The sequence below is a fragment of the Exiguobacterium sp. SH5S13 genome (genome assembly GCF_004337085.1).
Taxonomy (GTDB): Bacteria; Bacillota; Bacilli; order Exiguobacteriales; family Exiguobacteriaceae; genus Exiguobacterium; species Exiguobacterium aurantiacum_A.
This window is the reverse complement of the sequence record NZ_SJUS01000006.1, coordinates 79,514-100,091: the sequence shown is the minus strand read 5'-3', so window position 1 is coordinate 100,091 and position 20,578 is coordinate 79,514. Positions and strand designations below refer to the sequence as shown.

Annotated in this window: 19 protein-coding genes, 1 riboswitch and 1 other annotated feature; of the genes, 5 read left to right on the top strand and 14 right to left on the bottom strand. The window is 52.4% G+C overall.

Annotation, left to right across the window (positions count from 1 at the left end):
• Positions 1 to 16: 16 nt before the first annotated feature.
• The 4 genes from EVJ30_RS05465 to pepV are packed head-to-tail and all read right to left on the bottom strand — an operon-like array spanning position 17 to position 4,004.
• Positions 17 to 856 carry an NERD domain-containing protein gene (locus EVJ30_RS05465; protein WP_131456008.1) on the bottom strand — a complete coding sequence of 280 codons (840 nt, stop codon included), beginning with the start codon at positions 854 to 856 and terminating at the stop codon, positions 17 to 19.
• Positions 826 to 1,401, bottom strand: a complete 576-nt coding sequence (thpR, locus tag EVJ30_RS05460) for an RNA 2',3'-cyclic phosphodiesterase (RefSeq protein ID WP_131468324.1) — start codon at positions 1,399 to 1,401, stop codon at positions 826 to 828. Before thpR ends, EVJ30_RS05465 begins: the two co-directional genes overlap by 31 nt.
• A gap of 6 nt (positions 1,402 to 1,407) precedes the next feature.
• Positions 1,408 to 2,559, bottom strand: a complete 1,152-nt coding sequence (locus tag EVJ30_RS05455; protein ID WP_236634014.1) for an MFS transporter — start codon at positions 2,557 to 2,559, stop codon at positions 1,408 to 1,410.
• Between the two features lie 59 nt (positions 2,560 to 2,618).
• Positions 2,619 to 4,004 carry a dipeptidase PepV gene (pepV, locus tag EVJ30_RS05450; protein WP_131468320.1) on the bottom strand — a complete coding sequence of 462 codons (1,386 nt, stop codon included), beginning with the start codon at positions 4,002 to 4,004 and terminating at the stop codon, positions 2,619 to 2,621.
• A gap of 306 nt (positions 4,005 to 4,310) precedes the next feature.
• Between pepV and EVJ30_RS05445 the strand changes: the two genes are divergently transcribed.
• Positions 4,311 to 4,532, top strand: coding sequence for a DeoR family transcriptional regulator (locus EVJ30_RS05445; protein ID WP_083274163.1), 222 nt, complete (start codon positions 4,311 to 4,313; stop codon positions 4,530 to 4,532).
• A 100-nt stretch (positions 4,533 to 4,632) separates the two neighbouring features.
• Here the strand turns inward: EVJ30_RS05445 and EVJ30_RS05440 are convergent, their stop codons facing one another.
• A complete protein-coding gene (locus EVJ30_RS05440; RefSeq protein WP_070329415.1) occupies positions 4,633 to 5,343 on the bottom strand; it encodes a pseudouridine synthase in 711 nt (236 codons plus the stop codon).
• Positions 5,333 to 7,039 carry a putative polysaccharide biosynthesis protein gene (locus EVJ30_RS05435; RefSeq protein WP_131456002.1) on the bottom strand — a complete coding sequence of 569 codons (1,707 nt, stop codon included), beginning with the start codon at positions 7,037 to 7,039 and terminating at the stop codon, positions 5,333 to 5,335. The genes EVJ30_RS05440 and EVJ30_RS05435 overlap by 11 nt, the downstream gene beginning before the upstream one ends.
• A gap of 140 nt (positions 7,040 to 7,179) precedes the next feature.
• Between EVJ30_RS05435 and EVJ30_RS05430 the strand changes: the two genes are divergently transcribed.
• Positions 7,180 to 8,457 carry a BaiN/RdsA family NAD(P)/FAD-dependent oxidoreductase gene (locus EVJ30_RS05430; protein WP_131468318.1) on the top strand — a complete coding sequence of 426 codons (1,278 nt, stop codon included), beginning with the start codon at positions 7,180 to 7,182 and terminating at the stop codon, positions 8,455 to 8,457.
• Between the two features lie 218 nt (positions 8,458 to 8,675).
• On the opposite strand, the gene EVJ30_RS05425 is transcribed toward EVJ30_RS05430, so the two are convergent.
• The 5 genes from EVJ30_RS05425 to EVJ30_RS05405 all read right to left on the bottom strand — a co-directional run bounded on the left by EVJ30_RS05425 (position 8,676) and on the right by EVJ30_RS05405 (position 15,183).
• A complete protein-coding gene (locus tag EVJ30_RS05425) occupies positions 8,676 to 9,185 on the bottom strand; it encodes a pyrophosphohydrolase domain-containing protein (protein ID WP_131441468.1) in 510 nt (169 codons plus the stop codon).
• A 14-nt stretch (positions 9,186 to 9,199) separates the two neighbouring features.
• Complete coding sequence (locus EVJ30_RS05420) at positions 9,200 to 10,267, bottom strand: hypothetical protein (RefSeq protein ID WP_131455998.1); 1,068 nt, start codon at positions 10,265 to 10,267, stop codon at positions 9,200 to 9,202.
• 117 nt (positions 10,268 to 10,384) lie between these two features.
• Positions 10,385 to 12,787, bottom strand: a complete 2,403-nt coding sequence (gene leuS, locus EVJ30_RS05415) for a leucine--tRNA ligase (RefSeq protein WP_131455996.1) — start codon at positions 12,785 to 12,787, stop codon at positions 10,385 to 10,387.
• Between the two features lie 42 nt (positions 12,788 to 12,829).
• Positions 12,830 to 13,047 (bottom strand) — a binding site (T-box leader).
• 57 nt (positions 13,048 to 13,104) lie between these two features.
• Complete coding sequence (locus EVJ30_RS05410) at positions 13,105 to 13,851, bottom strand: bacteriorhodopsin-like (protein WP_131455993.1); 747 nt, start codon at positions 13,849 to 13,851, stop codon at positions 13,105 to 13,107.
• Positions 13,852 to 14,001: 150 nt separating this feature from the next.
• Complete coding sequence (locus EVJ30_RS05405; protein ID WP_131468316.1) at positions 14,002 to 15,183, bottom strand: MDR family MFS transporter; 1,182 nt, start codon at positions 15,181 to 15,183, stop codon at positions 14,002 to 14,004.
• A 176-nt stretch (positions 15,184 to 15,359) separates the two neighbouring features.
• Here EVJ30_RS05405 and mnmL point away from each other — a divergent pair, with 176 nt between their 5' ends.
• Entirely contained in the window at positions 15,360 to 16,337 is a 978-nt protein-coding gene (gene mnmL / locus EVJ30_RS05400) for a tRNA modification radical SAM protein MnmL/YtqA (RefSeq protein WP_131455989.1), read from the top strand.
• Positions 16,291 to 16,860 carry a tRNA 5-(aminomethyl)-2-thiouridylate-methyltransferase MnmM gene (mnmM, locus tag EVJ30_RS05395; RefSeq protein ID WP_131455987.1) on the top strand — a complete coding sequence of 190 codons (570 nt, stop codon included), beginning with the start codon at positions 16,291 to 16,293 and terminating at the stop codon, positions 16,858 to 16,860. Before mnmL ends, mnmM begins: the two co-directional genes overlap by 47 nt.
• 31 nt (positions 16,861 to 16,891) lie before the next feature.
• Here the strand turns inward: mnmM and EVJ30_RS05390 are convergent, their stop codons facing one another.
• The gene (locus tag EVJ30_RS05390; RefSeq protein WP_131455985.1) at positions 16,892 to 17,608 is read right to left on the bottom strand and encodes an alpha/beta fold hydrolase; all 717 of its coding nucleotides are present in this window, start codon (positions 17,606 to 17,608) and stop codon (positions 16,892 to 16,894) included.
• A gap of 91 nt (positions 17,609 to 17,699) precedes the next feature.
• Positions 17,700 to 18,170: a GNAT family N-acetyltransferase gene (locus EVJ30_RS05385; RefSeq protein ID WP_071397869.1), complete on the bottom strand. Its 471-nt coding sequence runs from the start codon at positions 18,168 to 18,170 to the stop codon at positions 17,700 to 17,702.
• Between the two features lie 164 nt (positions 18,171 to 18,334).
• Between EVJ30_RS05385 and EVJ30_RS05380 the strand changes: the two genes are divergently transcribed.
• Complete coding sequence (locus tag EVJ30_RS05380; protein ID WP_131455983.1) at positions 18,335 to 18,832, top strand: YtxH domain-containing protein; 498 nt, start codon at positions 18,335 to 18,337, stop codon at positions 18,830 to 18,832.
• A gap of 41 nt (positions 18,833 to 18,873) precedes the next feature.
• Here the strand turns inward: EVJ30_RS05380 and metK are convergent, their stop codons facing one another.
• Complete coding sequence (metK, locus tag EVJ30_RS05375; RefSeq protein WP_131455981.1) at positions 18,874 to 20,082, bottom strand: methionine adenosyltransferase; 1,209 nt, start codon at positions 20,080 to 20,082, stop codon at positions 18,874 to 18,876.
• A 131-nt stretch (positions 20,083 to 20,213) separates the two neighbouring features.
• A riboswitch (SAM riboswitch) is annotated at positions 20,214 to 20,333 on the bottom strand.
• Positions 20,334 to 20,578 lie beyond the last annotated feature (245 nt).

Here is a 20,578-nt window from a genome sequence, read left to right as displayed (position 1 = left end):
CTCGTTCCATCCTCTCCTACTGATCCAAAAATTGTCGAAACGGCATCTGAGCTGTCGTATCTAGAAGTTTCGCCACATCTCGAATTTGTTGGGCTTTCACGATGGGTGCCCTCGCATTGACTTGTTTCATCCATTGGTCGTAATCAGACCTTGAAACAAACTGGGTCGCGCGTGTCTCTGGCACATGATCGAAATAGCCGTTCGGAGCCAACGCCACTTTTTGGATGACCCCATCATAGGACGGAAGAAACTGTCTTACCATCTCTTCGGTGCGTGTCAATGCGATGAGCGGATTGACTACACGTTTATTTTCCCCTTTGAGCGGTTGATGAATCCAAGTCTTCTGTTTCGATACGTGATAGATGCTGCGGTCTCCTTCAAGCCATTCAACGAGATAAATATGCGACGGTCCAACGATGATATGGCTTAGTTCAACCATGGCCCCGTTCCACTCGACGACAGGACGATACATGAAAAAGTGATGCTCGTTCCATTCTGTGAGCATATGCCGATAACTATAGTCCCGCAAAAAAGCTAATAGTGGCACATCCGCTTCTGTTGCCCCTTCGCACGCAAATTGAAGCTTTTGGATGCGGCGCCGGTTTGTGAGCAGCGTTTGAAATTGCTTTTCCGTCAACGGGTTCGCTTCGAGCTCGATGCGCTCTGTACGACGCCAAAATTTCCACCACGGGTTTTCAAACTCCATGATTTCCGGCGGAGTTAGCCGATTCAAGTCGTGGAGCCTGCGCATTCGCGCCGTATCGGATTCGATATACTCTTGAAAACGATTGAATTGATCGAGCATGTTCCGTTCATATTTAGAAATTACGTCAAAAATTTTAATCGGGATCGCCATGTGTCCTCCTCTGAATGCGCTAGCGGAAATACTTCAACTGCTTCATAGGCAGGAGTCTGTGTCGGATTAATTCGATAGAGCACTACTTCTGTGATTGCTTCTTCCACGTCAAACGCAGGTGCGATATAAGGAATCCGCTCGCCGGTATCCCACTTCTTTGCAAGGGTGACGTGTGCTGCGAACGGTTTCCGATCGATGGCTGAAATCTCTTCTGTCAATTTTCGCCGAAGTGCACTGACGAATGTCGAAAGCGCTACAGACGGATTCGGGATGATTGTCAGCACGCGCGGACGATCGGGTCTCCCAAAATGATCAATCTGCTGAAAATGTAACGTGAACGGCGCCGTTTCGTGCGCCACGTCTCGAGTGATCTCTTTGACTGCCTCTACTTGGTCATCGTCTAACGCCCCTAAAAATTGAAGCGTCAAATGAAATTCCTCTGGCCGATAAACGCGGCGATAGGAATAGAACGGCAAGATGTCCCGTTGGATTTGTTCAAACTGTCGCGCTTCAATCGGGAGCGCTATAAAATAATGTGTCGACATCGCTCGTCATCCTTTCTCGCGGAACCGTCTCAGTCCCAAGAATAAAATCGCGCCGATGACACTGACTGCTGTGTACATCCAAAATACACCGATAATGCTGTCTACTTCAATGATTATCCCGCTCAACTGATTGAACGCGGCCGTCGCCAAGCCCGATGTGACAGCCATATAGACGCCAATCGCTGTCGAGGTGACGTTTAAGCTGACGAGACTTCGGACAAACTGAAGTGCAACCGGAATGAGCAACCCGACGACGAGTCCTTGAACGATGGCAAGCAACCAAACGACCCACAACGACGGTTCGAGTGCGAGCCAACCGTTCCGAAGCGCTGAAATCATAGCTGCCCCCGCGAGTACGTTGACGGTGCCGAGACGTGCGACAACTTGATGCGCCACTTTCATAAACGGGATTTCACAGAGCACCGCTACTAAAAACAACGTCCCGACGAGCGTCGTCGAGCCGCCGATGCTCGTCACATAAATGCCAAAGTAGTAGTTGTTTGCATAAATCGGACCGAAGACGAGCATGCCGCCGACTAAAAACGCCACGAACGGTGCATTCCAAATGGCTGACCAAGCGAACGGGGCGACTGTCGCCGTATGGGTTACACCCGTATCCGTAATTTGCTTCAAGGCGACGGTTCCGACGACGAGTACGATCGCACTAAGCAGAAACGTACTCGATAACCCCCATGACGTATCCGCAATCCGGCCGATCATGAAGACCGCGATGGCAAACCCGGCCGAGCCGAACAAACGGATGGCTCCGTAATCGATTTTAGCACGGGACGTGTAATCGAGCGTCATCATATCGACGAGCGGAATGTGGGCACATTGAAATATCGACCAGGCTACCATTAACAGAATGATCCAGACGTACGACGTCGCAAATAAAAATGTGATCGAGATCGCCGCAGCCGCAATCATTGCTAACATTAACCAGGCGCGGGTTCGGCCCGTGCGGTCGGCAAGCATGCCCCAGAGTGGTTGTACACCGATCGATAAAATAGGCAAGATGGCGACGATCGTCCCGACCTCACTCGGTGACAAATCAAAACGTGCTTGTGAGAAGAACAAGGCCATGTATGGGATGAGGGCGCCTTGTGCGAAAAAGATGGCGACATAAATCGATTGAAACGATTTTTTTTGCTGGTTCACGTTCAACTTCCTTCCTAACAGACAGAGAGCCGACCGATGCAGTCAGCTCTCAAAGGTTATTATTTAGCGAGCTCGTAAATTGCTTCCGCATAGATTGCGGCCGCACGTAATAAATCTTCAACTTCCATATACTCGTCGACCTGATGGGCGACATCTTTCGCTCCCGGGAACAACGCGCCGAACGCGACGCCGGCTTCGAGCGAGCGGGCATACGTACCGCCTCCGATTGCCATCAAGTGCGCTGATTCACCAGTTTGGCGCTCATAGACGCCTGCTAATGTTGTCACGAGCGGATGGTCTTCCGAAACGTGGTGTGGCGGCATATGGTGTTTTGTCGTCAATTCGAAACCGAATGACAACGCGATTTCTTTCAAGTTTTGCAGACGTTCCGTGAACTTTGCCGTATACGGGTAACGGATGTTAACCGTCGCCATCCGCTCCGTGTCGTTGTAGCGGAAGACGCCACCGTTGATCGTCAGATCCCCGGTCTCGTCACTCGCTTCAATACCGAGCGAGATGCCACGTGAGTCCGCAAAGACGTGACGGACGAACTCGATGTAGCGCTCACCTTGAATATCGAGCGCGAGCGTGAGCAGGAAGCCTGCGAGCACGTAGGCCGCGTTCACCCCGTTGTCTGGTTCCATCGCGTGGGCCGCGACGCCTTTTATTGTGAACGTGTACATCCCTTCTTCAAAAACACACGTCCCGTCCGCTTCATACTTCTCGAGATACGCCTCGAATTGGTCTTCGAGCACTTCATTCGTTTTCAACACCGCTGTCGCAACGTCTGGCACCATGTTCGGGCGTTCCCCGCTGATGAACGAGACGAGGTGATGTTTCGTTCCCGTGCCGTGCTGAATCGGAAGTTGCTTGAGCACGCCATCGTATAGACCTTTCTCGGCGTTGATGATCGGGAAATCGGCGTCAGGCGCAAACCCATACGTCGGCATCTCTTCTTGTTTGAAGTACTCACGGACGCAACGCCACTCGCTCTCTTCGTCACAGCCCGCAATGAGCCGGACCCGTTTCGATAGCGGCAAACCGAGCTCTTTGACGATCAGCAATCCGTAATAGGCAGCCATCGTCGGCCCTTTATCGTCATTGCTACCGCGTGCAAAAATTTTGCCGTCGGTGATCGTCGGATTGAACGCCCCATATGTCCACCCGTCCCCGGCCGGTACGACATCGAGATGGCACAAGATGCCGACGAGTTCTTCACCTTCGCCGTATTCTAAATGTCCTGCATATCCGGCGACATCCTTTGTGATAAAGCCGTCACGTTGACCTAGCTCGAGCATATAGTCGAGCGCTTGACGGACTTCTGGGCCGAACGGCTCGTTCGGTCCTGTTTTCGATTCGTCTAACACGCTCGGGATTGTAAGTAATCCTTTAAGATCGTTTAAAAACGCTTCTTTTCGTAAGTCGACTTCTTGTCTCCAGTTCATGTCAATCTCCCCTTTGCGAATGTTCTCTCCCTTATTAGTATATCCAAATGTCAGAAAGACGAACATTTATTTCGAAAATATTTTTTTGTTCGTCTTTCGGTTCTATAATCGATTATTTACAGTTCATTCATTCGATATTTACGTTCATAACATGTTCTTTACATTGAAATCGTTCGTGCTTTCCCCTTGCTTTTCTGTATAGGAGCGTTATACTTAAGATGTAATTTTAGAAAATAACAATTTCATATTTCATTTGTCGTCCGTAGGTTTCGTCTTTCATCATTCTACGCATTGGGGGGTCATCCAATGAAAGGTTCAACAGATCGCATGCTAACCCGTATTAAGTCGATTTATTTATTTATCAACGAAAGGGATTGCGTTACCACTTCAGAACTAGTAGAAGAGTTCGGCATCACATCACGCACCGTCCAGCGTGATTTGAACGTACTTGAATACAACAATCTTGTAGAAAGTCCGAGCCGCGGCACGTGGACATCATCGAAACGTTCACTGAAGACGGCAAATTGAATATAATTACGAGGGGTTCCGTTCACGGATCCTCTTTTTTTTGCATAAAAAGTGAGACCGGATGCCTTTCCGACATCCGGTCTCACTGTTCACTCCTGATTCATGACAAAAACTGTTCGACTTCTGCTTCGGTCAGTTCACGGTATTCACCAGGCTGTAACGATTCATCGAGTTCGAGCGGTCCAATTTGGACTCGTTCGAGCCGTTCGACGTGCTTGCCGACCGCAGCGATCATCCGCTTGACTTGATGATACTTCCCTTCCGACAACGTCAGGCGGACGACAGATGTTTGGCCCGTCTGACTGAGCACTTCAAGACGCGCCGGTTTCGTCGTGTACCCGTCCTCGAGAGCGACTCCTTCCGCGAAAGTGCGGATGTCCTCGACCGTCATCTCACCGTCGACTTCGGCGATATACACCTTGTCGACGTGTTTACGCGGTGACATGAGGGCGTGGTTGAACGCGCCATCGTTCGTGATGAGCAGTAGGCCCGTCGTGTCTTTGTCGAGACGCCCGACAGGAAACAGCTCGTAATGGGCGTAAGCCGGGTCAATCAATTCGATGACCGTCGACTCAACTTTGTCCTCGGTCGCACTGATGACACCAGCCGGCTTATTCATCATCAAGTAGACGAACGGACGGTACTCGACCGGCTCACCGAGCACGGTGACCGTCTCACTGTCCGTGTCGACGTGACGTTTCGCATCTTTCACAGGTTGGTCATCGATTCGAACCGCTCCCTGTTTTAATAACAGTTTCACGTCTTTACGTGAACCATAGCCCATATTGGCTAACAACTTATCAATTCGCATTATTTTTCCTCCGATATTGGAATCGTTTTCCTAACAGTTTCCCGGCCAAGTGGCTTCTCCATCCGAGATAGCCATACACGACGAGCCCGATCCCGAAGCCGACGACGGTCGCGACGATGTCATTGCTCCAACTCGGTTCGTCATTTAGTGTGACGAACAACGACCCATACACCGCAACGAACATCGCCGCGCCCATCGCAAACATGAGGATCGTGCGACGTAACAGTTGTTTATATGGGAACTGAAGTGCCCGTTGAATCTTCCACACCATGAGGATGATCGCCACGATGTATCCGGCAATCGTCGCATACCCGGCGCCGATGCCACCGAGCGCGTACACGAACGGGACGTTCAAGACGACTTTCGCTAGTAACCCCATCGCTGTCGCGAAAATCGTGAAGTATTGTTTATTGATCCCTTGCAAAATTGCCGCAGCGACCGAGTAATAGGCGAGGAAGAATGCACTCGGTGCGTAATGGAGCAAGTAGACCCACCCTTCCCGGTCTCCCGGGAAGAGCGTCCCAAACAACGGCTCTGAGAGCGCGACGAGTCCGATGACGGCTGGAATCGTCACGAAGAACGACACTTGGAAAATATGATTGACTTGATTGCGCACTTTATCCATGTCCCCGTGTGTGAACGACCGGGTGACGAGCGGAATCGTCGCCATCGACACACTGGCCGCGATCGATACCGGGATCAAAACGATCTTGTGGGCGTTACCGGTCAAAAAACCGAACGCCGACGTCGCCTCAGCTACCGATTTCCCGGCGTTGAGCAGCGTGTTGACCATCGTCAACTGATCGACGAACTGGTAGAGCGGTGTCGACAAGCCGACCATGACGATCGGAATCGAATAGCTGAGCAATTCGAGCAAGAGCGATTTCATCGAGCGGACCGGCGTCCCTTCAGGGTTGTCGGTCTGTCGATGAATGTCTTTTCGTCTGCGCCAGTACATCGCGAGGACGACGATGCTTCCGATCGCACCGATGAACGCGCTGAACGTCGCGATCGTCACGGCGAGCACTTTCAATCCGTTCAGTTCCGTCGTCTCGACCGCCGCCGTCCCGCCGAGCGTGTCAGCGAGCGGACGGACGAACTCCGAGTCTGAGAAGACGAACAAGACGAGCATCGTTCCGCTGAGCAAGAACATGATGCGTACGATCTGTTCGATGACTTGTGAGATGGCTGTCGGGGCCATGTCTTGATGTCCCTGGAAATAACCACGGACCATACTCATCGCCGGGATGAGCAAGAGCGCAAAACTGACGCTTCGAGTGACGAGCGTGAGCGAGTCGATGTACTGTTGATTGTTTTCCGAATTGCGGACCATGAGCTCCGACAACCACGGAGCGGCAAAGAAGAGTAAGAAAAAGGCGACGACACCGGTCACGAGCATCAGCTTCATCCCTTGCCGGAACAGCCGTTGACTCGTCCCATACTCGCCGAGCGCATTATACTTGGCGATGAATTTTGAGACGGCAACCGGGATCCCTGCCGTCGAGATGGCGATCATGAGCGCATAATACGTATATGCCGCTTGGTATAACGTAACACCGGCAATCCCGACCATCGCTTGGAACGGGAACGTGTACAGCAGTCCGAGCGCTCGGGAAATCAAGTTCCCGGCTGATAAGAGCAGCGTTCCTTTGACGAAGGATTCTCGTCCTGAATCTTGTTTGACGCTTGATGACATGAGATACCTCCATCTATTCATACAACGTTTGAAATGTCCTAGTTTTACAAAACGACCGTTTCTCATTATACTCTTACTGTTGCGGATAATAAAGTTACGATAATTTTACGTGTCGATTTGAAACAGAAACGAGGGATACTATGATGAAAGATGTCATCGTCATCGGAGGAGGCCCAAGCGGCCTGATGGCGACCTACGCCGCCGCGAAAGCCGGAGCGAACACGCTCTTGATCGATAAGGGCTCTAAGCTCGGACGCAAGCTCGCTATTTCAGGCGGCGGGCGTTGTAACGTCACGAACCGGAAACCGGTCGACGAGTTGATTCAGTTCATTCCTGGGAACGGCCGCTTTTTATATAGCGCCCTCGCCCAGTTCGATAACCAGTCCATCATCGATTTGTTCACGGGTTTCGGCATCCCGTTGAAAGAAGAAGACAACGGCCGGATGTTCCCGGTGACGGATAAAGCTCAGGACGTCGTCAACACGCTCCTCCGAGCGATCGATTCGCTCGGGGTCGAGAGTCGGAAGAACGCGAAAGTGAAAACGCTCCATTTTAATGAAGCAAATGAGTTCGAGGCGGTCGAGCTAGAAGACGGGGAACGAATCGAGGCCAAGGCCTGCGTCATCGCCGTCGGCGGACAATCCGTCCCCCACACCGGTTCGACCGGCGACGGGTACCCGTGGGCCGAGAAAGCGGGGCACACGATCACAGAACTATTCCCGACCGAGGTACCGATCCTCTTGAACGATTCGTTCATCGGGACGAAACAGTTGCAAGGGCTGTCGCTTCGTGATGTCGCCCTCACCGTGCACGGTAAAAAAGGCAAGCCGATCAAGACGCACCGCGGCGACATGATCTTCACCCACTTTGGTATCTCGGGTCCGATCGCACTTAGATGCAGTCAATATACGATCAAAGAACGCAAGCGCAGCAAAGAACGGGTCGTCGCACTGTCACTCGACTTATTCCCAGACATGGCGCGCGACGAGCTCGTTCAATCGCTATGGGATCAAGTGCAAGCCCAGCCGAAACGTGCCGTCAAAAACGTCTGGAAAGGGTTCATCCCGGAACGGATGCTCGACCTCCTCTTGGCTGAACTCGCTTTCGGCGAAGAAGACGCGAGCCAGTTGAAACGACAATCGGTCATCGATTTCGCGACGCGTCTCAAGACGTTCGAACTGCACGCGACCGGTACGCTCGACTTCGATAAGGCATTCGTCACGGGCGGTGGCGTCTCGGTCAAAGAGATCGCCCCGCAGACGATGATGTCAAAGAAAGCAGACGGTTTGTTCTTCGCCGGCGAGGTGCTCGATATTCATGGATACACGGGCGGCTATAACATTACGGCCGCTTTCACGACCGGCCACTGCGCCGGGTCACATGCGGCGGAATTCTCCACATTCCAGCCTACAACGTAAAGAGAGCGTGGACTAACAGGAGTGATATCGCTCGTCCTATCGGCGCCGTCTGACGAGCAACGTAAACGGTCGACATCGGGCTACTGCGGACTCGACTTCAATTTTATGTTAGGCAGAGCGCCTCAAGGCCCTCGAACATAAAAAAAGATGAACCAGATCGCTTTTTACGATTTGGTTCATCAACAAACTGAGAGCGTGGTCCTAGTGACCACGCTCTCTTATTTTTCTGCCATTTGGCGACGGACCTCAGCCTCGAGTTCCGGCTCAGGTGGCATCCACCCTTCAGGCTTCATGACTTTATTGTCTGACGCGCGCAGGATCGGCAATCCGTCCGGGCCGAGTTTCGCCATGTTGGCACGCTGGACGATTTCAAACAGCGGCACCGGGTCGAGCCCGAGCTCGACGAAACTCCCCATCACGAAATAGAGTGCGTCCGTGAGCGCGTCCCCTTGACCGACGAGCCGGTCGACGTCGTTCGTCGGCGGCGCTTCTTGGAGCGATTTGTGCACGGCTTTCTCAAACCCTTGTTGGAACGTCGCGACGGCTTGCAAAAACTCGTCTTCCGTCCGGGCTGACTGGTGCAAAAATTCGACGACCGCTTCTTCTGCCGTCCAGACCGACCGTTTCACGGCCCGGTCAAGTTCGAGCGGGCTCGGCACGCTTGCTTCCGGGTGACCGAACGTTTCGTGAAACTGACGTACTTCTTCATAAAAATAACGTTTACTCATTTGATCCGCTCCTATCAGTCGACCGAGACGAACGCGTCAAGATCGAACACGTCTGGTCGTACGATTGCAAAAATTTCATTGTCTTGCAGGAACATGCCGGTCGAACCGTAGACGCGAGGCGTCACCATTTGACCGTTCATCGTCCCTTCGCCTGGGTTGACCGTGTATAACACGAGTTCCTCCGAATCGAGGACGTAAATCCGTCCTTGCCGTTCGACAAGACCGACCCCACGGAACTTCTCAAATTTCTGTTGAATCGAGGCGCTCATCCCTTCCGTCGTGAGCGGCTTGCGTGATTCAATCGTCCACTCCGTCAACGGTTCGACGTCTTCTGTTTCTTCCGTTCCTTCCGATTGAAGTGCCTCGTTTTCCGGAGAGACAGCATCCGTCTCGATCGTTTCTTCAGCCGATTGGGTTGGTTCATCCGTTGCTGGTTCGGCTTCCTCCGGCGTTTCCGCCTTCATAATCCGTTCTTGAACGTAGATGAGTTCGATATCCGGTGTCGCTGCCGTGCGGTTCATGATGATGAGCCGTTCCGTCTCTTTGTCGTACCCGAGCCCGAACAGCCGATCGGTTGAGACAAGCCCGGCGATTGCTTTTCGTTCGCGCTCCATCCAACGTCCTTCTTCTCGCGCGATCGTCACGATGACACCGGTCGATGTAACGGCATAAATTTTATCTTCTGCAATCATACGCATCCCGATAAAGTCACCGAGCGGGAACGATTGATTCTCGGTCTCGAGCTTGAGCGAAGCGTTCACTCGATTCGCGTTTCCGCTCACTTCAAAGAAGTCGTGGTCTTTCGTCAAGACCAAATAAGCCCCGATTGTGTCGCTATAGTAAACCTCGTCGATATTCTGTATTTGTTCGAGCGCATCGGTCGTATCGATGTCTTCTTCGTCTGGCGAGGCCTCGACCGGAGGCATCGACGTCGCTTGATGACTCGTTTGAATCTCAATCTTTTCAAATGTCGCAGCGATTTGGCTTTGAATGTCTTCGTCTGAAAAAACGAACACGTAACAAAGAATCACGCCGACCACGACCGCAAACAATGTCGTGTACAGTACGTAAGATCGTTTCATGGACGCTTAGTCCCCTTTATATTCAGTGTCGCCCTTTAGTGTAACAAAACCGCCTCAAAAAGAAAACGGCATCCCCAAAAAGAAAGGAACGTGTGACAATGTCACACATTCCTTAACTTATCCTACGACGATGTTGACGAGTTTACCTGGGACGACGATCACTTTACGGACCGTTTTTCCTTCAGTGAACTCTTGTACACGCTCGTTCGCGAGTGCCTCCGCCTCAAGCGCTTCTTTCGAAGCGTCGCGCGTCACGTGCATCTTCGCCCGGAGCTTACCGTTCACTTGGATGACGACCTCGATCGTATCGCTGACGAGTTTCGACTCATCGAACGTCGGCCACGCCGCATACGTCAATTCTTCTTCCATCCCGAGACGCTCCCACAACTCTTCAGCCAAGTGTGGTGCGACCGGAGCGAGCATCTTGATGAAGTTGACCATCTCTTGCTTCGGTAACGTGTCTTGTTTGTACGCTTCGTTGATGAAGACCATGAGTTGCGAGATCGCCGTATTGAAGCGAAGCGCCTCGTAATCTTCCGTCACTTTTTTCACTGTCTGATGGTACGTGCGCTCAAAGTCGGCCGTCGCAGCGACGTCTTCGAGTTTCGCTTGTTCGAACAAACGCCAGACACGGTCGAGGAAGCGACGTGCCCCGTCAAGGCCGTTTGTCGACCAAGCGATGGCCGCGTCAAGCGGTCCCATGAACATCTCATAGAGACGAAGCGTGTCGGCACCGTGTGATTTGACGATATCGTCCGGGTTGACGACGTTGCCTTTTGATTTCGACATCTTCTCGTTGTTCTCACCGAGAATCATACCTTGGTTGTAGAGCTTTTGGAACGGCTCGTTCGTCGGGACGATCCCGATGTCGTAGAGCACTTTGTGCCAGAAACGCGCGTATAGCAAGTGCAGGACCGCGTGCTCCGTCCCCCCCACGTACAAGTCGACCGGGAGCCAGCGCTTCAACTTCTCAGGATCGGCGATCATGTCTTCGTTATGCGGATCGATGTAGCGGATGTAGTACCAGCAGCTGCCGGCCCATTGCGGCATCGTGTTCGTCTCACGACGACCCTTTTCACCCGTCACCGGGTCTGTGTACGTCAACCACTCGTCGGCGTTCGCGAGCGGCGACTCACCTGTGCCTGATGGCTTGATCTCATCGATGATCGGAAGTTCGAGCGGAAGCTCTTCGATCGATACCGTCTTGAGCGTCCCGTCTTCCATATGAACGATCGGGATCGGCTCGCCCCAATAGCGTTGACGGCTGAACAACCAGTCGCGGAGACGATACGTCGTCTTCGCCCGGCCCGTACCGGCAAGTTCGAGTTCTTCGATGATTTTGGCGATGGCATCGACTTTATTGAGACCGTCGAGCGCTCCTGAGTTCACATGTTCGCCGTCTTCCGTGTAAGCCGCCTCATCCAAGTTACCGCCTTTGACGACTTCGCGGATTGGGAGGTCAAACGTTTTCGCGAACTCATAGTCCCGCTCATCGTGGCCCGGTACGGCCATGACCGCACCCGTACCGTACGTCGACAAGACATAGTCAGCGATCCAGATCGGAAGTTTTTCCCCGTTGACCGGATTGACCGCGTATGCGCCCGTGAAGACACCCGTCTTCTCTTTAGCGAGGTCAGTCCGTTCAAGATCGGTCTTCTTCGAGACTTCTTCCGCGTACGCTTCGACCGCGTCGAGTTGTTCCGGCGTCGCGATTGCTTTGACGAACGGGTGCTCCGGTGCGAGTGTGACGTACGTCGCTCCGTAAAGTGTATCAGGCCGCGTCGTGAATACAGTCACGACTTTATCGTGCCCGTCGACTTTAAAGTCGACTTCGGCGCCGACCGATTTACCGATCCAGTTGCGTTGCATCTCTTTGACGCTCTCCGGCCAGTCGAGTGTTTCTAAATCATCAAGCAACCGCTCCGCGTAATGCGTGATGCGGAGCACCCACTGTTTCATCGGGACGCGGTAGACCGGATGGTTCCCACGTTCCGACAATCCGTCGATGACTTCCTCGTTAGCGAGTACCGTACCGAGGGCCGGACACCAGTTGACCGCCACTTCGTCGACGTAGGCGAGGCCACGCTCATAGAGCTGCGTGAAAATCCATTGCGTCCACTTGTAGTATTTCGGGTCGGTCGTGCTGATCTCACGGTCCCAGTCGTACGAGAAGCCGAGGTCTTTCAACTGACGGCGGAACGTCCCGATGTTACGCTCCGTGAACTCGCGCGGGTCGTTTCCTGTATCGAGGGCGTACTGTTCAGCCGGAAGACCGAACGCGTCCCAACCGATCGGGTGAAGGACGTTATAGCCTTGCATCCGTTTCATGCGGGCGATGATATCTGTCGCCGTATAACCTTCCGGGTGACCGACGTGAAGTCCGGCTCCTGACGGGTATGGGAACATGTCGAGGACGTAGAAACAATCCTTGTCCGGGTCTTCCGTCGTCCGGAATGAATCTTTCTCTTCCCAACGCTTTTGCCATTTCGGCTCGATGTCTTGATGTTTAAAATAGCTCAAATTTCTTCCTCCTCTGCATAATAAAAAGCCCTCCGCCCCGGTAAATGGGACGAAAGGCTTGAAAGCTCTCCGCGGTACCACCCATGTTGCATGTCTGCCACTTGAGACGCCGGTAACGAGGCGTAACTTCGGTTCACCTTACTTTTCGTTCAGGCGAACAGCTCCAAGGCGAGTTCTCGCGGTCCATATACCGGTTCACACCAACCACCGGCTCTCTACAATATCGACGCTACGATACTACTCCTTATCAACGCAATTTTCATCTCACCTCTTCATTTTAGCGCAAGATAAAAAACCACGTCAATGTGAACTTACAATCACGTTTTAATTTGTTTGAGCGTCGAGATCGTTTTCACCGCGAAGAAAGCGATCAATCCGAACCCGACCTTGTTGACCAAGTCGGCGACGTTGTAGATTAGCTCACGCACTAGCTGAACCTCCACCCCGGTCGCGAACAGCGTGACCGCGTAACCGATCGGGTAAATCGCCCAACCGATCAAGATGAACAAGCGCATGTTGAGTAGCGCTTTCCGAATCGGGGCCGGCGACGATTCAGCCGCTTTCGTAACGTTCGTGAACAGCAAGTAGATGATATAGATCCAGGCCAAACAACCGACTAGATAGCCCCACAATCCAAGTTGCGTGAAGCCACCGTTCAAGTTGATCGACGATTCACCGAGATATCCCGAAACAATCATAATAATGTCGGCGACGATCAATTTCGTCAGCAATCCAGACTTCATCTTCCCTTTCAAACTGAGTAGCAGCGGGAACTTCACGAGCAAGAGCGGTGTCGTCACGAGCCAGTCGATATAACGAATCTCGGTTGGGAAACCTGTGACCTCAGACAACAGTCCCGAATCCCCGACGGCGTCCTTCATGAAAAAGTAATGGATGGCAGCGACAAACGTGACCAAGGCAGCGACCGTGGCGACAGAACGATATTCTGGGTCAAGGCTGTTTCGTTCCACTAGAAAATAGAGCGTCGCGGCGGCCATTCCGACAAACCCGACCCAAAACATGTATTGGGTCGCGAGCACGAGTAAATTGACTTCTTCGTTCATGGTGTACATCTCCTCATCGGCTAGAAACAGGAAACGACGGAACGACGGAACGATTATGTGAAAGGATCCTCTGACTATATTTTACATGAATTTTACATGAGATTGCAATACCTCATGCGAATTGGATACGCGGTTGATGTGACATCCGGATCAAGTTTGACGATTCAACGAACTAATTTTCATAAAGAAGAACAGCGCCGTGACAATGAGTAGAAGCAGCAATCCAAACACAGCGTTCATCCCGAGCAAATCGAACGTGAGTCCTGAGAGCGTCGGTCCAATCATCCGCCCGACCGACGCGGCGATGTTGACGAGACCTTGGAACTGTCCGGCTTTACCCGGAGGTGCAAGTTTTGCGGCAATCGTTGGGACAGCCGGCCAGATGAACATCTCACCGATCGTCATGACGATCATCGCGACCATGAACATCGTAAATCCTCCCGCGAACGGGACGATGATGAAAGCAGCTAGGAAGATGATGGCACCGACGACGAGTTGGCGCTTCAAATCGTCTTCAAAGTAGCGCAGCGCCCGGTTGAGAAGCGGTTGGGCGAACACGATCAACGCCCCGTTGACCGTCCACAGCAATGAATATTGGCTGATCGTCACACCGAGGTCTTTCGAATGGACGGCGATCGTCCCTTGCCACTGGACGTAGACGAACCAGAGTGCGGCATAACCGATGGCGACAAACCACATCGATTTCATCGTCGCGCCAGAGAGCGTCGTCGCCGCGGCCTCGAGCTGAGACTGGACGATTGGGCGACCCGGGTTTTTTAAGTAACGCAGGCCGAACAGCAGCACAACGACGAAAAGGACCGACAAGAAGAAGTTCGCATAGAAGATCCACTCGATGTTGATTCGCGCGATTTGACCGCTCATCGCCGTCCCGAGGGCGACCCCGACGTTTTGGGCGACGTAGATCGCGTTGAACGAGCGCCGGCCACCTTCAGGCCAGATCAAACCGGCAAACGCGTACACGGTCGGAAAGACGAGTCCTCCCGAGAACCCGATCAAACCGAGCCATGCCAAATACCCGAAGAACGTGGCATGAAACAATAAGAAGCCGAGCGAGCTCGCGAGCAACAGCCCGACCGAGATGACGAGCGTCCGCTTCCCGCCGATGCGGTCGAACAACGTCCCGCCGATATAGTTACCCGCGATGGCGAGCGCTGAGTTGACGAGCAGCGCAATACCTGCGAGCGTCATCGACTCGCCTAAATATCCATTAATATAGAGTGTGTTAAATGGCCATAAAAAAGACGCCGCCGTTGTATTGAGCGCCATCGCAATGACTAGAATCCATACCGAAATCGGCATTTTATTGTTCATACCCGTTACTCCTTTCATTCCTTTAAACGATAAAAAATCCGGCACGAAGGCCGAATCTGTGATGAGTCCTTCTCCAAGCTAACGGAACGCTACATAACTGTCAAGAAAAATTACTTATTATGAAGTAAAGCAAGCCCCACCTTGTGATAGCATGAGCAAGGAAGGAGAGGATAGCATTGAATAACCCGTTTGGCCAAGCTAGATTTCACAAATTAAATGAAGCGTATCGTCGCGAATTCGGCGAGAAAGTGTTCAAAGTCCCGCTCGATGGCGGTTTCACTTGTCCGAACCGCGACGGCCTCGTCTCAAAAGGCGGCTGCACGTTCTGTTCGGATGACGGCAGCGGCGATTTTGCCGGCAACGCCTGTGATCCGATCCCGGTCCAGTTCGCCGAAGGCACGGCCCGTCTGCATCGGAAATGGAAGCATGCGTTGTATATCGCCTACTTCCAAGCGTTCAGCAACACGTACGCACCCGTAGAGCGCTTGCGCGAACTGTTCGAACCGGCACTCGTAGAAGAAGGCGTCGTCGGTCTGTCGATCGCGACACGACCCGACTGTCTGCCAGACGACGTCGTCGACTATCTCGCTGAGTTGAACGAGCGGACGTCACTCACGGTCGAACTCGGCCTGCAGACAATCCATGATTCAACCGCGAAAAAGATCAACCGGGGCCACGACTATAAGACGTTCCTCGACGGTCTCGCGAAACTGCGGAGCCGGAACATTTCCGTCTGCGTCCATATCATCAACGGTCTTCCTGGCGAAACGCCAGACATGATGCTCGACACGGCCCGAGAAGTTGCTAAAATGGACATACAAGGAATCAAGATCCATTTGCTCCACGTCTTAAAACAGACGCCGCTCGCCAGACAATACGAGTTAGGGCTGCTCGAACTCATGGACGAGACGACATACGTCTCGCTCGTCTGCGATCAGCTCGAGTACTTACCGCCTGAGATCGTGATTCATCGATTGACGGGCGACGGTCCACCCGACTTATTGATCGGACCGACGTGGAGCCGGCACAAAATGGCCGTTTTGAACGCCATCAACGCCGAGTTGGAACGTCGTGATTCCTTCCAAGGAAAAAAGAAGGATGAGATCTATGGGATTAATGAGAGTTTTACCGTTCGCGAAGCATCTATTAAGTGAACACGTTACAGACGGTGCCGTCGCCGTCGATATGACGGCCGGCAACGGACACGATACATTGTTTCTAGCAGAACGAGTCGGCAGCGGTCACGTTTACGCGTTTGACGTCCAAGAGGCGGCAGTCAAGGCGACGACAGACCGCATCACCGCCGCCGATCTGCTTGATCGTGTCTCGGTCGTCCACGACAGCCACGACACGGTCAAGGCGGTCGTCGCGGATGAAACCCGTCCGATCACGGCGGCCGTCTTCAATCTCGGCTACTTGCCTGGGAGCGACAAGTCGATCACAACGACCGGCAACACGACGATCGACGCCCTCGAGCAATTGCTCGACGTGATGGCCGTCGGCGGTGTCATCGTCGTCGTCATCTATCACGGTCATGAGAGCGGGAAAGTCGAGCGGGACGAGGTGCTCGCGTACGCCGAGGCACTCGACCAAAAACGAGCCGGCGTCCTCCGTTACGGCTTCGTCAATCAAATCAATCATCCCCCATTCATCGTGGCGATCGAAAAACGGGCATGAAAACAGGCGACTCGCGTGAGTCGCCTTTTGTCTATTCCCGAATCAATTCATAAAACGTGATGAGCGTCTCCGCGAACTTCGTGTTCAGCCGTTCATAGCCAAAGTGTGGGAACCCTTCGAGCCGACGGATGTAGACTTGATCGCCGCCGATTTTGCGGCAGACGTTCAACGTCAGCCTCACGTCGGCGAAACGATCGTCCGGCGCGTAGAAGCAAGCGAGCGGTAAGCGAGGTAAATGTTTCTTCTCCTCTTGATGCTCGACGATCTCTTCTTCGATTTCGCGGTACTGCGCGTATGTGATCTCGCCGAAACGAGACGACTCTTCCCCGCCGCCGGTGAACGTCATCATACTGAGCGGCAAATCGGGGCGGAACCGGTCGACCGCACTGGCGACGACTTGCTTGAGCCCGCCGATTTGGCGGGACGAATGCCAATCAAAGAGCGGGGAGATGTATGTCAAACTCCCGAGCGGCACGTCGTACTCTTGCAGGAGGCGGTTCGTCAAGAGCGCCCCGAGACTGAAGGCGATGACGTGAATCGGTAGTTTGGACTGACTCGCTTCCCGTAGCGTGTTCTTGATCAGCTGTTTATGGTCTTCTGCCGTCAGTCCGACCGTCTGTCCGGTCACGACAAGCACCTCATAGTCGACACTGAGTCGCTGCAAAAATGCTTCGCTGAGCCGGGACGTGAACTGCAACGGGTAAACGATCACGATAACCCCTTTTCGTGATTCTTCTTCATATGTCATGCTGTCACCTCATTATTAGTATATGTCTCATCAATTCTAACAAAAAACATCAGCCGCTGACTGATGTTTGAAAGAAAATCCGTCTGGAGTCTTAGCGTGGGTCGTAGCGCAAATGGATAAGCTCCATCGGTTGATCATACACTTCTTCTTGAATTCGGTTCAGTTCGGTGAACGCTTGATGGCTTAAGAACGCGATCGCCTGCTCGTTCGAACTCTCGACATACAGCTCGATCGGCTGCGCCTTCCGCTCTTGGAGATGTGTCAGCAGTTCTGCCCCAAGTCCTTGGCGATGGTGAGCCGGATGAAGATAGAGACGAAGCACTTCCCAAGTATCACCGCGGTCGATCGCATGGTAAAACCCGATGACGTCTCCTTCGGCCTCACCGACGATGAACAACTGTTCTTTCGCTTCTTCACTCGAACCGATGGCCCGGACGATCTCTTCTTGTTGATAGGCGCGCTCCATCACCTTAGACCGAACGTCATCTGTCACACTGATGGTCGCAAGTGCGATATCTCGAATCGTGGCGGCATCTTCTGGTACGGCTTCCCGCATCTTCATAACAGCTTCCCCCTTTTGGCCAATCTAGTACTATCATTCCCCATCACGTAAAAAATATCCTGCCCTTCTATTACTTTTTCGTGTCGAAATAAAGCAGAACGTTATTTTCTATTTTAACTAGGGTATATGAGTACCAATGCCAACTTACAAAGGAGTGTTTAGACATGGAACCAACATTACAAAACGATCCACACGCAGATAACGCCAACAACCCGAATCGCCAATTCGACCAAACCAACTCGGGTGGTCCTAGAATCAACGTCGTGACCGGGATGCTTCTCGGTGCGCTCGTCGGCGGTCTGATCGCCCTACTTAGCTCGTCGAACCGTGAGACGACGAAACAGTCGCTCACGAATGCGAAGTCGTCTGTCGGCGGTCTCGTCGACACGATCAAAGAAGATCCGGCCGGTAAAGCGTCTCAAGTCATCGAGCAAGTGAAATCGGCGTCAGGTATGATTCAAGAAGTGTCGACCGATGTGCAAAACGTCTATGAAAAAGTTGTCGGTGAAGTCGACACGGTCAAAGAAGACGTGAACAAAGTCGTCGAGACGGCCCAGGAAACAAAATCAGATTTGCAAGATATTGGTGAGAAAGTCGTCGAGGCGAAAGATACAGCACTCGGCAACGAGAACGCAACAAACGAAAATAAACCACAAGCATAATAAAAAAACGACCTTTCTCGCGAAAGGTCGTTTTTTTATGCTTATGCGAAACGTTTTGCGCCTTCTTCAAGCAATGCCGCTTTGTCCGTCTGCTCCCATGGGAGTTCAACGTCTGTGCGACCAAAGTGTCCGTAAGCTGCTGTCTGTCTGTAGATCGGGCGACGAAGGTCGAGCATCTTGATGATGCCGGCCGGACGAAGGTCGAAGTTCTCACGAATGAGTTCAACGAGTTCAGTCTCGCTCAATTTACCAGTGCCGAACGTGTCCACCGCGATTGAAACCGGGTGTGCGACACCGATCGCGTATGCAAGTTGAACTTCCGCTTTGTCAGCAAGTCCAGCTGCAACGAGGTTTTTCGCCACGTAGCGGGCCGCGTATGCTGCCGAACGGTCAACTTTGGTAGGATCTTTACCTGAGAACGCACCACCGCCGTGGCGAGCATATCCACCGTATGTGTCGACGATGATTTTACGTCCTGTAAGACCTGCATCACCTTGTGGTCCACCGATGACAAAACGGCCAGTCGGGTTGATGAAGTACTTTGTCTCGGCATCGATGAGTTCAGCCGGGATGACTGCTGCGATCACGTGTTCTTTAAGGTCCGCTTGGATTTGCTCGAGCGTGATGTCTTCTGCGTGTTGCGTCGAGATGACGATCGTATCGATACGGACCGGGTTGTTGTCTTGGTCGTATTCAACAGTTACTTGCGTCTTACCGTCTGGACGAAGGTAAGTGAGCGTTCCGTTTTTGCGGACTTCTGCCAAGCGACGTGACAATTTGTGAGCGAGTGAGATTGGGAGCGGCATGAGTTCAGGTGTCTCGTTCGTTGCATAACCGAACATGAGGCCTTGGTCACCGGCACCAATCGCATCGATTTCTTCGTCAGTCATTTGACCTTCACGAGCTTCGAGCGCTTGGTCGACACCGAGTGCGATGTCTGCTGACTGCTCGTCGATTGCTGTGAGTACAGCACAAGTCTCAGCGTCAAAACCATATTTGGCGCGCGTGTAGCCGATCTCACGAACAGTTTCACGTACAACTTTCGGGATATCCACGTAAGTCGATGTCGTGATTTCACCAGCTACGAGCACGAGACCTGTCGTGACAGACGTCTCAGCCGCAACGCGGGCGTTTGGATCTTCAGCCAAAATTGCATCCAAAATCGCATCTGAGATTTGGTCACAAATTTTATCCGGATGTCCTTCAGTGACGGACTCCGAAGTGAAAAGTCGACGGTTCAAGTTTGACATTTCGAAAAACCTCCTATTAATAAGGGTGATGTGTGGACGGTACTCGTTCCCCTTACGCGTTGCTTTGGGACGGTAATGAAAAAAACCTTTCGCCACGTTCAATGGGAAAGGTTGAATCGTTCTTCCTTACCCTCTTATCGTTCGAAGCTGTCGCTTCGCTTCAGGATAGCACCTTTTCCGAAAAAGACTACAGGATCGGACGGTTGCTGGGCTTCGTAGGGCCTTGTTCCCTCCACCGCTCAGAATAAGAGTATCCGTTACGAACACCATCATATAAATGCCATACCGTTCTGTCAAGCGTATCTGCTTAATTTGTAAATTTCTTCGTAATCACGGAAATCATTTATGTTTGTGAAATATCAAACATTTTTTTGACGGTTTCCGTTTTTTCACTCCCCGCTTATACAGAATATGTTAGAATGTCTTTGTAAGAAAGCGCTTACTTTAAAGGGTAAAGAAATGCTTGTTTTCGATTAGTGTGTCACATATAATGAAA